A 14,179-nucleotide genomic window follows, 5' to 3' on the forward strand; every position below is an offset into this window, starting at 1 on the left:
ATGCCCCATCGAACAAAAAGTTGTCGCTGAACTCAGGGCGCTCGCACCGGTCTGATAGGCGGTGAATGAAAACCGGAGTCGAAACTGTGAAAAAACTGCTAGCGGCCTTGTTGAGCGGCCTTGTGATACTCGCGACGGCACCGTCGATCGCCAAGTCGTTCGAAGAGGGTCTGCAATACGTACCGATCCAACCTCAACCTGCCGTTGGTACTGGCAACGAAGTCGAGGTGGTTGAGTTCTTCTGGTACGGCTGTCCGCACTGCCGCGACTTCGAGCCTACCGTCTCGCAGTGGGCGCAATCGTTGCCCGAAAACGTCAAATTCTCACAGGTGCCGGTGATGTTCGGTGGTGCGGCCGACCTGCATGCCCAGATGTACTATTCGCTGGAGAGCATGGGTGAACTGCAGCGGCTGCACGAGAAACTGTTCCACGCGATGCATGTGCAGAAGCTCAAGCTGCGCTCGCTGGCGGAAATCGAGGCGTTTCTGCAAGAAAACGGCGTGGACATCGAACAGTTCTCGCGCACCATGAATTCGTTTGCGGTGGCGGCCAAGGTCAATCGTGCACGCGCCTTGATGCGTCGCTACGGCATACGCGGTGTTCCTGCGCTGGTCGTCGATGGGCGCTATCGTAGTGGAAAGGGATTCGCCAGCTACCAGGAAATGACTGAAGTTGCGGATCACATGGTCGATAAGGTTCTTGCACAACGCCAGGAGCAGGCAAAATAACGATGTTGGGTCTGGGAGCCGCCATGAATGCGCCGTATCAGGACGAAGCCGTTGAGCCCACGGCGGCCGACGGGCGCAGTCTTCGCCTGCTGAGTTACAACATCCAGGCCGGCATCGATACCCGCCATTATCGCGAATACGTCACCAAGGGTTGGAAGCATCTGCTGCCCAACCGCGAACGCCTGCGCAACCTGAACCTGATCGCCGAGATGCTGCGTGGTTACGACCTGGTCGGCCTGCAGGAAGTCGATTCGGGTAGCCTGCGCAGCGGTTTCGTCGACATGACTGAGTACCTGGCTCACCGCAGCGGTTATCAGCACTGGTATCGCCAGGTCAATCGCAACATGGGCCTGCTAGCCCAACACAGCAATGGCTTTCTCAGCCGCATCCGCCCGACGCGTGTAAGCAATCACCGTCTGCCGCCGGGCAATGGCCGTGGCGCGATGCTGCTCGAATTCGGCGAAGGCCCGGATGCATTGGTCGTATGCAGTATGCACCTGGCACTGAGCCGGCGCGTGCGCGCACGCCAACTCGATTTCATCAATGAACTGGTCGGTGAGCATCGCCACATCGTCGTGATGGGCGATCTGAATGCCGGCTGTGAAAGCACCGAGGTGCGTTCGTTCATCGACAAGGCAGGGCTTACCGAACCCGCCTGCGACCAGGCCACGTTCCCCAGCTGGCGACCGGTGCGTCGTATCGATCACATCCTGGTATCGCAGACCCTCGAGGTGCGTAACACGCGCGTCGTTGACTATGCGCTGTCCGATCACCTGCCGATCTGCGTCGAACTGCTGTTGCCGGAGGGGCTCCGTCTGGCTGCGTGAGCACCGGCGGTTACGTCATGGCCGACGACTGGCGCGAACGTTACCTCCAACTAGCCGATCGTCACGAACGTGAAGCCGCCCAGTTCGAAGAGGCGGGCAAAGATTTCACGCGACTGATCACCCGTCTGTGCGTTGCGGTATCCGGTCTGGATGCCGGGCTCGACCCCCATCTCGAACGCCTGCGCAATGTCGCCCGCACCGGCAAGACCGATGCCCTGTTGCGTCAGGCCGGCGATCTCGCTGACGACCTGATGCGCGCTTCGGAAGACCGTGTGCAGCCTAACTTGCTGCAGCAACTTCTGCAGCGGGCCAAGCTGGCGCAGCGTGAACAAGACGAAGTGATGAAGCTGTGGGCCAAGGCGCAGACCAATCCGGCGAAGGTCGATAACAAGACGCTCGACCGCTTGACCGAACTGCTCAGCAAGGCGCTCGATGCATCCGCTGCGCCCGCTGCTGCCGAGACAAAAAGCGGCGGCCTGCTGTCCCGTTTGGTCGGCAAGTCGCCTTCCGATATCGGAACTCCGCCGAATCAGGCCTTGCTCGAGCTGTTGCAGAGCATCGAGTGGCCGAATCACCTGGCCGAAGAGGTCGAAGAATTCCGCAGCGCCCTGTCCGGCGAGGCCAAGCGCGATGCCTGGGTCGACGTGGTGCGCAAGATCAGCGACCTGGTGTTGCGCGCCATGGAGCAGGCGCACGTCAACGCGCAAACCGCAGAAACCTTCCTCAACGAACTGAGTGAGCGCCTGCTGGCCTTCGATCAGCATATGCTCGACGAAGGCGGTCGGCGTGAAGAATCGCGCGAGAGTGGAAAGCGGCTCGGCGAACAGATGAACAGCGAGGTCGTTTCACTGTCGGCCAGTGTGCGCGACAGCGTCGATCTTGCTCAGCTGCAGGCCAGTGTGCTCGGCAGTCTCGACCGGATGCATGCCCACGTGCGTGCCCACCTCGATGACGAGAATGCACGTCGCGAGAAGGCCGAAACCGAGGCCGGCGAGTTGCGCCAGCAGTTGAATCAGCTCGAACGCGATACCTTCGATCTGCGCCGCGAGGTGGCGCAGACTTACCAGGAGGCGATGTGCGATGCGCTCACCGGGCTGCCCAACCGGCGTGCTTATGACGAGCGCATTGCGCAAGAGTTCGCCCGCTGGAAACGCTTTGGTGAGCCGCTGGCGTTGCTGGTATGGGACGTCGATGATTTCAAGAAACTCAACGACACCTTCGGCCACAAGGCCGGTGACCGCGCATTGGCGATGGTCGCCAAGACCTTGACCACGCGGCTGCGTGAAACCGACTTTCTCGCCCGCTACGGGGGTGAGGAGTTCGTGTTGGTGTTCATTGGCGCATCACCGAAGGATGCGCTGAAAGTCGCCGATGTGATGCGTCAGGCGATCGAGAATATCGGTCTGCATTCGCATGGGAAACCGGTCAAGCTCACCGTGTCGGGTGGCATGTCGGCATTCGCCGAAGGCGACGATCCGGAGAAGGTCTTCGAACGCGCCGACAAGGCGTTGTACGACGCCAAGCATCAGGGCAAGAATCGCGTCGTTGCCAACTGAGCACGCGGCGTTGCGCGGTCAATCGATGTCGAGATACGCCGCCCAGGCATAGCGCCACGGCATCTTGCTTTCCTGTTCGAGCGTTTGCAGGAACACATCACTGGGCGTGGCTTCGCCGGGAAACACGTTGCGCAGTTCTATCAGGTAGCGACCGCTCAGGGCATGTTCGCGCCAATCGATCGTATGCACGCTGTTTACCGTGCCGCAGTGCCCGCATCGCACCTGCTGACCGTTGCGCAGCCATTGCTGCAAGTGTTCGCGCCAGTCGTCGAATCGTTTGCGACAATGCGGACAGCGCGGCTTGACCGTATTCGGCCCCGTTACCAATTTCGGTTGCGCAAACGGACCATGTAGCGCGACGTGGCAGAAACGGCGACTGCCGCCTTCCGGTGGCTCCATGACCAGGTGCGGCGAACAGCCGGCAAACACCACGTGCCGGCTGAAGTTGTCGCCCGCGCGGTAGAGATCGTCGCCCAGAGTGTCACCAATGATCTTCAGCTCGCGCAACACCTGCGACACTGCGTGGCCAGACGCATCGGCGAACGGATCCTGCGGGGCGAGAAAGAGACTGGTCAGATCGGCCATGGCGCGCATGGTGCCGTAGGGGCGTGAGACTGGCAAGGCGGGGCGCCGCGTGTTGACACACCCGCAGTGCGGGCGGGATGGTAGGCCGACAGGCACGGCGAAGTGATGGACCGGGTACGCTGCGCGACAAGCAGCTTGGTCGGTTCGGCGAGACTGAATGCACGGCATAACCAGCCGCACATGTTGAGGAAACGATGTTCAAGACCATCCTGATCAAACTGGTCAGAGGGTATCAGCTGTTGATCAGCCCGGTACTCGGCAACAACTGCCGTTATATGCCGAGCTGCTCCGCCTACACCATCGAGGCGATGGAAAAATGGGGTCCGCTGCGCGGGCTGTGGATGGGGATTCGGCGTGTCGGTCGTTGCCATCCCTTCCATGAAGGCGGTTACGACCCTGTGCCGGATCCTCCCGAACATGAACACAAACACTGAGCAGGGAAGCACGCCGCCATTCGCATCGCTGAATGCGCTGCAGTCGGCGTTCGAGCAACGGTTGCAGGCGATGCTCGACATCGATCAGTTGGGCGTGTTCATTCTGGTGCTGGCCAACGCGAGTTTCGAGTCTGCAATGTTCGAGCGCATGCACCGCGCGCTCGCCACAGCATTCGCCGTATGGAAGCAACGCCTGGATAAGGGCGACCCCTTGGTGACAGAGGCTGCGCCGGACGATCAACGGGTGTTCGAGCAGCTATGCCGCTACGGCTTCGACAACCTCACGCCGACGCGTTGGCGAAACGTGGGACCGTGGTTGTTGCAGTTCAATCCGATGCGGGCATTCCGGCCACCGCGGATGAGCGGCAGTACGGTCGACAGCCTGCGCCGGCCATTCGAACGCGACGCGTTTCATTTCAACAAACCGTTTTTGCGTAAAGAGATCTTCTGGGAGGGCGAGCTGTCGGACGTGCCGTGGCGCCTGTTGTTCAACAAGTTTCCGTTTGCGCCGCTGCACGGTCTGTTGGTGCCGCAGCCGTCCGCGGAACATCCGCAGTTTCTGACCCGCGCGATTCACGACAAGGTATGGCAGGCCACCGCCGGTCTCGGGAGCGGTCTGCCGGGCGTGAGGGTCGCCTACAACGCCTACGGTGCGTTTGCGTCGGTCAACCATCTGCATTTTCAGTTCTACGTCACGGCCGAGCACACGGTTTATCCAATCGAGGGCAGCCAATGGCTGCATAACGGCGGTGACGAGGCATACCCGCTCAGGGTCAGTCGTTTCGACGATGCGTCACTCGCCTGGCATTCGATCCAGGAGCTTCACGATCGGGGGAGTACCTATAACCTGATCTATCGCCCGGGCGATATGTACCTGATAGTGCGCGCGTTGCAGGGTAGCTATCGCCAAAGTGAGTGGACCAGCGGATTCGCGTGGTCGGAGACTGCGGGTGCGGTGACGGTGTTTGACGAAGCCGATTTCGAACGCCTGACAGCCGGCGACATCGACGCCGAGCTGCGGGCGCTGGCGATCACACCTTGATGTTGATGTTCTGACCCACTGGGTTGGATGGGTCGGGCCCAGCCTGCGCTGCTGCTGAAATCAACTGGCTTGCCTGCGACGCCTGGATATCGAGCGTCTTCCGCATGACCGAGATCGCCACGGCATCACCCGTCTGGGTGGCACCGTTGTTGATTTGCTGCAGCAGGCTGCTAGGAATGCTGGAGATGTTCATACCCTGGATAACGACGCGTTCTCAGGGTTCTTGAACAACCTGAGAACGCGTTTCCCCGGAGGGCAGTGCCGCCGACGCACCGGCCGCGGCCGCATTCTGGGCCTGCTCAGCCGTTGGCTTGCTGCAGCGCCTGAATACGGGCCTCGAGCGGCGGGTGGCTGGCGAACAGCTCCTTGAGGCCGGCGCCGGTGATACCGAAAGCGGCCATCTCGTCCGGCAGCGGCTGGGCGCCGCTGGCCTGTTGCAGGCGGCGCAATGCCGAGATCATCTTGTGTCGTCCGGCAAGATTGGCACCGCCGGCATCGGCACGGTACTCGCGCCAGCGCGAGAACCACATGACGATCATCGACGCGAGAATGCCCAGCACGAACTGCGCGATCAGCGAGGTGATCCAGAACGCCGGGCCATGACCGCGTTCGACCTTGAACACCACCCGGTCGACGACGTGACCGATCACCCGCGAGAAGAACACCACGAAGGTGTTGACCACGCCCTGGATCAGCGTGAGCGTGACCATGTCGCCGTTCGCCACGTGGCTGATCTCGTGGGCCAATACCGCCTCGACCTCATCGCGGTTCATGCTCTGCAACAGACCGGTACTGACCGCCACCAGCGAGTCGTTCTTGTTCCAGCCGGTGGCAAAGGCGTTCGGCGATCCCTGGAAGATGCCGACCTCCGGCATCTTGATGCCGGCGGCGTCCGCCTGTTGTTTTACGGTTTGCAGAAGCCACTGTTCATCGCGGTTCTGTGGCTCTTCGATCATGTGCACGCCCATGGTCTTCTTGGCCATGAACTTGGACAGAAACAGCGAGATGAACGAGCCGGAGAATCCGATGATGGCCGAATAGATCAGCAGCGCATTCATGTCCAGGTCAACACGGTTTTCTGCCAGCAGGTCGTCGATCCCCAGTACGCGAAACGTAATGCTGATCAGCGCAATGATGGCGACGTTGGTGCCGAGAAAAAGCAGAAGACGCATCATCGGGGCGTTCTCCAAACAAAAAGATTGTCGGAGATATGGGGCCCGGTGGGGCCGAAGTCAAGACTCGGCGGTCTGCTCGCTGGGTTTGACCAGTACCGGGATGTGGGCGATGTACAGTGCGACCCCGGCGATACATACGCCGCCGATCAGTGCCGCCCATGAAAACGGGCCGTAGATGAAGGCGGTGAAGCCGTAGGAAGCGGCCAGGGCGAGAAATGCAATGCGCTTGGCACGGCGCGGCATGGCGTGATGCTCTTCCCAGGCGCGGATCGTTTCGCCGAACCTGGCATGCTGGCGAAGCCATTGGTGCCAGCGCTCGGACGAGCGCGAGAACGCCCAGGCGGCGATCAGCAGGAACACGGTCGTCGGCATCAACGGCAGCAGGGCGCCGATGATCCCGAGCACAACACACACCCAGCCCAATGCCAGGCAAAAGTGTCTGCCCAATTTTCCGTTCTTGCTGTCTGGCACTCTGTTCGCCTCAATGTGTGCGGCCGCAAAAGCCCCGCCATGGTCCGTTGCCTCTATGTCGGGCGCCGCCATACTTAACTTTAGCGCGATCCGGCGTCGGAAATTGGCGCGTCAAACGTCGGAACATCCCTGAAATTTAGAGGTCTTTATTCAGACGAAGTCGAAACGCCTGAGTTGCAAGTTCTTGATTAAGATTAAAGAACCGGTTCACAACAGCGTTTCTGGGGCGCGCTGGGGTCGACGCAGACTCGGCGATCGGCCTACAGTACCCGTCGTTTCTCAGCCTGCGGCATTTTGGCTGATCTGCGCACTGATTCTGCATGAAACCAGGATGAACACATGAAAAAGACCCTTTTGACCCTTGCTGCAGCCTCTGCATTCGTTTTGTCTGGTGTGGCGGGTGCTGCCCCGACGTTCAAGAAAGCCGACGCCAACGGCGACGGCAGCGTCGACGCCGCTGAATTCGCCGCCACCAAGATCGAGCGCAAGTTCGAGAAAATCGACAAGAACGGCGACGGCTCGTTGAACAAAGACGAGTACATGGCCGCTACCGAAGAAGACTGCGAATAAGCGCCATCGGCGCCTTGGTTTCGCCACGGCGCCACATTGAACGCCCCCGCTGAACAACTGTTCACGGGGGCGTTCGCGTTTCTCGCCCGACGTCGGCACGTGCCGTATTTCCGCCCCGCGTCACTTTATGGTTTGATCGACTGACAGCGACTTGCATTGATGTGTTGCGCAAGTCGCAGCAGCATTTGAGGCCATGGTGGTGAGTGACCCGTTGAACGCGGCAGGCGTGAGCGACCTGCAGGAAACCCGGCTCGACCGAATCTACAACCTGGTTACCGGCGATGAAGATGCCCGGGTCTGCAAAGACATTCCGAGCGAATCGTGCGACGACCAGCCGAGAAACTTTTTTGCCTACCTCAGTGCGAATACCCTCAACAAGGTTGCCGACGAGCTGAGCAGCGCCAAGCTGGTGCTGCCGTGGATGCTCGGCAGCCTTGGTGTGCCGGCGGCCTTCACCGGCTTCCTGGTGCCGATCCGCGAGTCTGGCGTGCTCGTGCCGCAGATGGCGGTGGCCGCCTATGTGCGCCGTATGCCCCTGCGCAAGCCCGTATGGCTGGTGGGCGCGCTGCTTTCGGCCCTGGCGCTGTTCGGCATAGCCGCGGCGGCGCTGACCCTCGACGGGGCTGCGGCGGGGTGGGCCGTGATCGGCATGCTGGTGTTATTCAGCTTGGCCCGCGGTCTGTGCTCGGTGTCGGCCAAAGATGTGCTCGGCAAGACCGTATCCAAGAGCCGGCGCGGCCGCTTGATGGGTTGGAGTGCCGGTATCGGCGGCGTCTTCACCCTGGTGCTCGGATTGGTGCTCAGCGGGGTGCCGCTCGATCGCTTCGGTCCGAGCGTGTTTGCCATGATGTTCGCCGGCGGGGGCCTGCTGTGGTTGATCGCGCTGCTGTCGTTCAACGTGATCCGTGAACAGCCCGGTGCCACGGAAGGTGGCGGCAATGCCTTCAGTGTTGCGCTGGAAAACCTGCGCATGCTGCGCGACGACAAGCCCTTTCGCCAATTCGTATTCGGTCGCATGTCGTTGCTCGCGGTGGCGTTGGCGCCGCCGTTTTTTGTGTTGTTGGCGCATCAGAAAGCCGACGGCGACTTGGCCGGGCTGGGCATGATGGTGATTGCCAGCGGCCTGGCGTCAGCCCTCAGTTCGCCGTTCTGGGGCGCCTTGGGCGATCGATCGAGCCGGACCGTCATGGCGCTTGCCGCCGCCGGCGCCGGTGTTCTGGCCTTGTTCGTGAGCATCGCGGCTTTTACTGGGTTGAGCTGGCTGCAACACGGTTGGGTGCACGCGGTGATCTTCATGTTGCTGACCATCATGCACAGTGGTGTGCGTCTCGGCCGCAAGGTCTACCTGGTCGACATGGCCACCGAGAAGACGCGCGCCGCGTATGTCGCGGTATCCAACAGCGTGATCGGCGTTGCGATGTTGCTCGGCGGGCTGGTCGGGTTGATCGGTGACTGGTTGGGTGTCGTGCCCGTGATCGCGCTCCTTGGCGCGTGGTCGCTGCTGGCGGCTGTGGAGTCGTTGCGCCTGTCTGAAGTCAGCGAGGGCCGATAACCGGTGGCCGCCGGCAGTGCCGACCGACGGCTTTGCGCCGACCGCAAAAAAATCAGGTGACGACTGCCTACAATTAGGTGCACGCTATCCTCCCCTTTATGATCGGCCGCGGAGGCTGAAACGGTGAAACGGTATCTGTTGTTGGGTTCGTTGGTTTTGGCGATTTTCGCAGGCGATGCAGCGGCTGAAGAAGCGAAGCTGAACATCTATAACTGGAGCGACTACATCACCAATGAGGTGCTGGAGGAGTTTCAGAAAGAGACCGGCATCAAGGTCGTCTACGACGTCTACGATTCGAACGAGGTTCTCGAAGCCAAGCTGCTCGCCGGGCACAGCGGTTACGATTTGGTGTTTCCGACCGCGCGTCCCTTCGCGGAGCGCCATATTGCGGCGGGCATCTACCGCAAGCTCGACAAGTCGGCGCTGAGCAACTACGACAATCTCGACCCGGTTATTCTGGGCAACCTGGCCGACATCGATCCAGGCAACGAGTACGCCGTGCCCTACATGTGGGGCACGACGAGCATCGGCTACAACGTCGACAAGGTTGCCGAGCGCCTCGGTACGGACGCCAAGCTGGACTCCTGGTCACTGATCTTCGATCCGGCCAATGCCGAGAAGTTGGCCGATTGCGGTATCAGCCTGCTCGACGACTCCACCGAGGTGATCAGCGCGGCGCTGATGTACCTGGGCAAAGATCCCAACAGCACCGACAAGGCCGACCTCGACGCGGCCACCGAGATGCTCAAGAAGATTCGGCCGTATATCCGCTATATCCATTCCTCGCAGTACATCAACGACCTCGCCAATGGCGACCTGTGCGTTGCCCATGGCTATTCGGGTGATGTGTTGCAGGCGCGTGATCGTGCCGATGAGGCGAAAAACGGCGTGAAGGTCGCACTGACGATACCGCGCGAAGGCGCGATCCTGGCGGTCGACGTTATGGTGATCCCGGCAGATGCCAAGCATCCGCAGAACGCGGAGAAGTTCATCAACTTCGTGCTGCGTCCGGATGTGGTTGCCAAGATCACCAACTATGTCTCGTTTGCCAATGCCGTGCCCGCTTCTTTGTCGTTGTTGGAAGAGGAAGTGCGCAACGATCCGGGTATCTTCCCGCCGAAGGAAGTCCAGGAAAAACTGCGTTCGCCGGCGCAGCTCGGGCCGGCCGTGCAGCGCGCACGCTCGCGCGCCTGGACGCGTGTCAAGACGGGTCGCTGACGACCGATGGCGGGATCGCAACCGACCCTGGCGGCGTGGCAGGATCCTTCTGCTGCGCCGCTGGTCGAGATCCAGAATGTCACCAAGACCTTCGACAGCGTTTACGCTGTCGATGACCTCTCGCTGACCATCTACCCTGGCGAATTTTTCTCCCTGCTCGGTGCCTCCGGCTGCGGCAAGACGACACTGCTGCGCATGCTGGCTGGATTCGAGCGGCCCGATAAAGGCCGCCTGTTGATCGCCGGGCAGGATGTGACTGAGATGCCGCCGTATCACCGGCCGGTCAACATGATGTTTCAGTCGTATGCCTTGTTCCCGCACCTGTCGGTCGCGCAGAACGTGGCGTTCGGCCTGCGCCAGGAGGGCGTGGCACGTAATGAGGTGAAGCAGCGCGTTGAGGCCATGCTCGAGTTGGTGCGCCTCGAGAGCTTTGCCAAACGCAAACCGCACCAGCTATCCGGCGGTCAGCGCCAGCGAGTGGCCCTGGCGCGGTCTTTGATCAAACAGCCGAAGCTGCTGTTGCTCGACGAGCCGCTCGGCGCGCTCGACCGCAAGCTGCGCGAACACACGCAGTTCGAACTGGTCAACCTGCAGGAACGTCTCGGCATCACCTTCGTTATGGTTACGCACGATCAGGAAGAGGCGATGACCATGTCGACCCGCATGGCGGTGATGAACGAAGGGCGTATCCGTCAGCTGGGTACTCCCAGCGAGCTGTACGAGTTTCCCGCCAACCGCTTCGTTGCCGGTTTCATCGGTGCAGTCAATCAATTCGAAGGGCGGGTAGTCGAACAACACGACGCCACGCTGGCTGTGCATGCCGAATCGGTTCAGGGTGAGCTGCATGTCACGACGCAGCACGCGGTGGCACCGGGCACGCCGCTGGGCGTTGCGGTGCGCCCGGAAAAGGTGCGCATCAGCATCGACAGACCCGAAGGTGCCGATAATCACCTCAAGGGATCCGTCGAAGAGATTGCCTATCTCGGCGATGTCTCGATCTACCATGTGCGCGTGCCGGGCGGCGCGCTGATCGAGGCGCAGGTCACGAACCGGGCACGCCACGTTTCGGCATCGCTCACCTGGGGTGACGAGGCGTGGGTTGCCTGGAGCGCAGACGATGCAATTGCCCTCCTTGAGTAACGCCGCCAAGCGCATCGCACCTTCTATTGCGAAGCGTTTGAGCCCCGGCAAGGCAACCGTCGGTTGGGTGCCACTGTTCTGGCTGGCACTGTTCTTCGGCTTGCCGTTTCTGATCGTCGCGCGCATCAGTCTGTCCGAAGCCGTCGTTGGCGTGCCGCCGTATTCCGATCTGCTTGAATGGGGCAGCGACGCCATCGTCCAGCTGCGTCTGAGTTTTGCCAGTTATCTGTTGTTGTGGGAAGACAATACCTACGTCGATGCGCTGCTCAACTCGGTGCGCATTGCCGGCTCGGCAACACTGTTGTGTCTACTGCTCGGCTATCCCTTGGCGCTCGGTATCACGCGCGCACCGGCGAGTTGGCGGGTGCCGCTGCTGATGTTGGTGATCCTGCCGTTCTGGACCAGTTTTCTGATCCGCGTGTATGCCTGGATCGGTATCCTCAAGGACAACGGGCTGCTCAACAACCTGTTGATGTCGCTCGGCATCATCGATCAGCCGCTGCACCTGTTGTACACCGAGTTCGCGGTCTATCTCGGCATTGTCTATGCCTACCTGCCGTTCATGGTGCTCCCGCTGTACGCCAGCCTGTCCCGCCTGGACGACAGCCTGCTGGAGGCCGCGTCCGACCTGGGCTGCAGGCCGACCTGTGCCTTTTGGCGGGTCACGGTGCCGTTGACGATGCCGGGCATCATCGCCGGCTCGCTTTTGGTGTTCGTGCCGGCAGTGGGTGAATTCGTTATCCCCGATCTGCTCGGTGGATCGGACAGCCTGATGATCGGCAAGGTCCTGTGGACTGAATATTTCAACAATCGCGATTGGCCGGTAGCGGCCGCGATCGCGGTCGGTCTGCTTGCGCTGTTGGTCGTGCCGGTGATGTTGTTTGAGCGCTACCGCGAGAAGGAGCAGGACGCATGACAGCGCGCCGACCGGTGCTCGTGTTCTCGCTGATGGCGTTTGCTTACGCCTTTTTGTATGCGCCGATCGTGTCGCTGGTGATCTATTCGTTCAACGAATCACGTCTGGTGACCGTGTGGGCCGGGTTCTCGACCAAGTGGTACGTCAGCCTGATGCACAACGAGGAACTCCTTGGTGCGGCCTGGGTGAGTCTGCGTATCGCCGTCATGAATGCCTCCTTGGCCGTGGTGCTTGGCACCCTGGCCGGCGTCGCCCTGGTGCGTTTCGGCCGCTTTCGCGGACGGTCCGCGTTGGCATTGATGGTCGGTGCGCCGCTGGTCATGCCCGATGTAATTCTCGGCCTGGCCTCCCTGCTGTTGTTTGTCGCGATGGAGCAGGCAATCGGTTGGCCGGCCGGGCGCGGTATGACGACGATCACGATTGCCCACGTGACCTTCTCCTTGGCCTATGTCGCAGTCATCGTGCAGTCGCGCCTCACCCGGCTCGACCCCTCGCTGGAAGAGGCGGCCATGGATCTCGGTGCGCGTCCGTGGAAGGTGTTCTTTGTCGTCACCCTGCCGCTGATCGCGCCGGCACTCGCGGCAGGCTGGTTGTTGGCGTTCACACTGTCGCTGGATGACTTGGTGGTCGCGAGCTTCACCTCCGGGCCGGGTGCATCGACCCTGCCGATGAAGGTTTACTCCAGCGTGCGCCTGGGCGTCAGCCCGGAGATCAACGCCTTGGCGACCGTGCTCGTGGTGATTGTTACGACCGGCATCGTGATCGCAGGTTGGTCGATGCAGCGCAAGGCGAAACGCGAGGCGTGAAGCATGGTGTTGCGGTGGATGTTCCGCCGCGTGGCTTCAGGTATCTCCGGACGGGTTGTCGTTGCGATTGCTGACTTCGCGGTATTCGGTGCCCGGAGGGGCAACATCCATTCCCAGCATGCGTTGCCACAGCCATTGAATGCCCGGTTCGAACGGGATGCGGCGGGCGATGCGTTTGGGCGTGATGGCGACGACCGGTTCGCTGTGGTGTTCGGCGAACAGGAAATTGAAGGCGTAGTAGGGGTGTTGTCCCATACGCAGGTCGGAGATGCTCAGATATCTCCCATCGTCGGCGAGCACATAAAAGCCCTTGGAGAAGTCGCGGATCGCATTGGCGTAATCGAATTCGCGCGTCCGTGCCTCCAGGTTTCTGCCACGGTCGTATTGCGTGAACTTCAGCGGACGATCCGCGGCAACCAGCGGGTCGAGCAGCGAGTAAAAACCTTCTTCGTAGTGATCATCGCGCATCAGTACCACGCGCCACAGCACCGTATTGAACGGCGTCGGCGTGACCATGATCTGTTCGCCGCCCAAGCCCTGCGCCTGCGGTGAGTTTTCGACGACCTCTGTGACGTAGGTCTGCGCCGCGACCGACCATAATGCATAGCCCGTGGACAACACGAGTCCGGCGGTGTTGGCGAAGGTTCGGCCGGACCGTTTGAACGCAGTGATCAAGACGCCGATCAACAGGGGCAGGGTGTACAGCGGGTCGATGATGAACAGACTGCCCTGGCCGACCGGCGTTGCGCTGAACGGCAACCACACACGCGTGCCGTAGATCGTCATCGCGTCGAGCATCGAGTGGGTCACGAGGGCGAGCGCGACCAGCAACCACCAGCGCCCGTAGCGTTCGAATGAGCGGGTCAGCAGTGCGATCACCGCCGCTATCAGGGGCGACACCAGCAACTGCCAGAAGAAGGCATGGGTTTCGGCGCGGTGCAGCAGCATGTCGTCCACCGCATTGCCCTTGTCGATGAACACATCGAGGTCGGGCAGGGTGGCGACCATGCCGCCCACCAGTGCCGCTTTCCACGGTGCTGTCGTTCTGCCCATGACGGCGACGCCGACGGCGGCGCCCAGCGCAGCCTGTGTGACCGAATCCAAATCCGTCTCCTCCAAATACCCGTGCAAGCATAAACCGCTCGGCCGCTTCGGCCTT

The 14,179-nt window shown here is 61.3% G+C and carries 16 protein-coding genes; 11 read left to right on the forward strand and 5 right to left on the reverse strand.

Annotation, left to right across the window (positions count from 1 at the left end):
• Positions 1–86: 86 nt before the first annotated feature.
• Genes B1781_RS02340 through B1781_RS02350 form a run of 3 tightly spaced genes read left to right on the forward strand, consistent with a single transcriptional unit; the run spans position 87 to position 3,111 of the window.
• Positions 87–728, forward strand: coding sequence for a thiol:disulfide interchange protein DsbA/DsbL (locus tag B1781_RS02340; protein ID WP_164513222.1), 642 nt, complete (start codon positions 87–89; stop codon positions 726–728).
• Positions 729–730: 2 nt separating this feature from the next.
• Entirely contained in the window at positions 731–1,555 is an 825-nt protein-coding gene (locus tag B1781_RS02345; RefSeq protein ID WP_078118141.1) for an endonuclease/exonuclease/phosphatase family protein, read from the forward strand.
• Positions 1,556–1,572: 17 nt separating this feature from the next.
• Positions 1,573–3,111, forward strand: coding sequence for a GGDEF domain-containing protein (locus tag B1781_RS02350; protein WP_125931836.1), 1,539 nt, complete (start codon positions 1,573–1,575; stop codon positions 3,109–3,111).
• Between the two features lie 18 nt (positions 3,112–3,129).
• On the opposite strand, the gene B1781_RS02355 is transcribed toward B1781_RS02350, so the two are convergent.
• On the reverse strand, positions 3,130–3,732 hold the full coding sequence (locus tag B1781_RS02355; protein ID WP_125931837.1) for a zinc ribbon domain-containing protein: 603 nt from the start codon (positions 3,730–3,732) through the stop codon (positions 3,130–3,132).
• 158 nt (positions 3,733–3,890) lie between these two features.
• Here B1781_RS02355 and yidD point away from each other — a divergent pair, with 158 nt between their 5' ends.
• Both yidD and B1781_RS02365 read left to right on the forward strand, forming a co-directional pair.
• Complete coding sequence (yidD, locus tag B1781_RS02360; RefSeq protein ID WP_078118144.1) at positions 3,891–4,130, forward strand: membrane protein insertion efficiency factor YidD; 240 nt, start codon at positions 3,891–3,893, stop codon at positions 4,128–4,130.
• Complete coding sequence (locus B1781_RS02365; protein WP_078118145.1) at positions 4,114–5,172, forward strand: hypothetical protein; 1,059 nt, start codon at positions 4,114–4,116, stop codon at positions 5,170–5,172. Before yidD ends, B1781_RS02365 begins: the two co-directional genes overlap by 17 nt.
• Here the strand turns inward: B1781_RS02365 and B1781_RS02370 are convergent.
• From B1781_RS02370 to B1781_RS02380, 3 genes are all read right to left on the reverse strand, one after another.
• Positions 5,162–5,365, reverse strand: coding sequence for a YjfB family protein (locus B1781_RS02370; protein WP_078118146.1), 204 nt, complete (start codon positions 5,363–5,365; stop codon positions 5,162–5,164). The genes B1781_RS02365 and B1781_RS02370 overlap by 11 nt on opposite strands.
• Positions 5,366–5,471: 106 nt before the next feature.
• On the reverse strand, positions 5,472–6,347 hold the full coding sequence (gene htpX, locus B1781_RS02375; RefSeq protein ID WP_078118147.1) for a protease HtpX: 876 nt from the start codon (positions 6,345–6,347) through the stop codon (positions 5,472–5,474).
• Between the two features lie 57 nt (positions 6,348–6,404).
• Entirely contained in the window at positions 6,405–6,818 is a 414-nt protein-coding gene (locus tag B1781_RS02380) for a YbaN family protein (protein ID WP_164513223.1), read from the reverse strand.
• A 339-nt stretch (positions 6,819–7,157) separates the two neighbouring features.
• Here B1781_RS02380 and B1781_RS02385 point away from each other — a divergent pair, with 339 nt between their 5' ends.
• From B1781_RS02385 to B1781_RS02410, 6 genes are all read left to right on the forward strand, one after another.
• Positions 7,158–7,388 (forward strand): EF-hand domain-containing protein, encoded by a 231-nt coding sequence (locus B1781_RS02385; protein WP_078118149.1) that lies wholly within the window; start codon positions 7,158–7,160, stop codon positions 7,386–7,388.
• A gap of 199 nt (positions 7,389–7,587) precedes the next feature.
• The gene (locus B1781_RS02390; RefSeq protein ID WP_334223857.1) at positions 7,588–8,940 is read left to right on the forward strand and encodes an MFS transporter; all 1,353 of its coding nucleotides are present in this window, start codon (positions 7,588–7,590) and stop codon (positions 8,938–8,940) included.
• 123 nt (positions 8,941–9,063) lie between these two features.
• On the forward strand, positions 9,064–10,158 hold the full coding sequence (locus tag B1781_RS02395) for a polyamine ABC transporter substrate-binding protein (protein ID WP_078118150.1): 1,095 nt from the start codon (positions 9,064–9,066) through the stop codon (positions 10,156–10,158).
• 6 nt (positions 10,159–10,164) lie between these two features.
• Positions 10,165–11,298: an ABC transporter ATP-binding protein gene (locus tag B1781_RS02400; RefSeq protein ID WP_078118151.1), complete on the forward strand. Its 1,134-nt coding sequence runs from the start codon at positions 10,165–10,167 to the stop codon at positions 11,296–11,298.
• Positions 11,276–12,214 (forward strand): ABC transporter permease subunit, encoded by a 939-nt coding sequence (locus B1781_RS02405; RefSeq protein ID WP_078118152.1) that lies wholly within the window; start codon positions 11,276–11,278, stop codon positions 12,212–12,214. Before B1781_RS02400 ends, B1781_RS02405 begins: the two co-directional genes overlap by 23 nt.
• Positions 12,211–13,020, forward strand: a complete 810-nt coding sequence (locus B1781_RS02410) for an ABC transporter permease subunit (RefSeq protein WP_078118153.1) — start codon at positions 12,211–12,213, stop codon at positions 13,018–13,020. The genes B1781_RS02405 and B1781_RS02410 overlap by 4 nt, the downstream gene beginning before the upstream one ends.
• A gap of 36 nt (positions 13,021–13,056) precedes the next feature.
• On the opposite strand, the gene B1781_RS02415 is transcribed toward B1781_RS02410, so the two are convergent.
• On the reverse strand, positions 13,057–14,124 hold the full coding sequence (locus B1781_RS02415) for a metal-dependent hydrolase (RefSeq protein WP_078118154.1): 1,068 nt from the start codon (positions 14,122–14,124) through the stop codon (positions 13,057–13,059).
• Positions 14,125–14,179: the final 55 nt, after the last annotated feature.

The organism is Thiosocius teredinicola, from assembly GCF_002009425.1.
Taxonomy (GTDB): domain Bacteria; phylum Pseudomonadota; class Gammaproteobacteria; order Chromatiales; family Chromatiaceae; genus Thiosocius; species Thiosocius teredinicola.

Coding starts and splice junctions, on each gene's coding strand:
- B1781_RS02345 (WP_078118141.1), top strand. CDS start 731: ATGTTGGGTCTGGGAGCCGCCATGAATGCGCCGTATCAGGACGAAGCC.
- B1781_RS02350 (WP_125931836.1), top strand. CDS start 1,573: ATGGCCGACGACTGGCGCGAACGTTACCTCCAACTAGCCGATCGTCAC.
- yidD (WP_078118144.1), top strand. CDS start 3,891: ATGTTCAAGACCATCCTGATCAAACTGGTCAGAGGGTATCAGCTGTTG.
- B1781_RS02365 (WP_078118145.1), top strand. CDS start 4,114: ATGAACACAAACACTGAGCAGGGAAGCACGCCGCCATTCGCATCGCTG.
- B1781_RS02370 (WP_078118146.1), bottom strand. CDS start 5,365: ATGAACATCTCCAGCATTCCTAGCAGCCTGCTGCAGCAAATCAACAAC.
- htpX (WP_078118147.1), bottom strand. CDS start 6,347: ATGATGCGTCTTCTGCTTTTTCTCGGCACCAACGTCGCCATCATTGCG.
- B1781_RS02385 (WP_078118149.1), top strand. CDS start 7,158: ATGAAAAAGACCCTTTTGACCCTTGCTGCAGCCTCTGCATTCGTTTTG.
- B1781_RS02400 (WP_078118151.1), top strand. CDS start 10,165: ATGGCGGGATCGCAACCGACCCTGGCGGCGTGGCAGGATCCTTCTGCT.
- B1781_RS02405 (WP_078118152.1), top strand. CDS start 11,276: ATGCAATTGCCCTCCTTGAGTAACGCCGCCAAGCGCATCGCACCTTCT.
- B1781_RS02410 (WP_078118153.1), top strand. CDS start 12,211: ATGACAGCGCGCCGACCGGTGCTCGTGTTCTCGCTGATGGCGTTTGCT.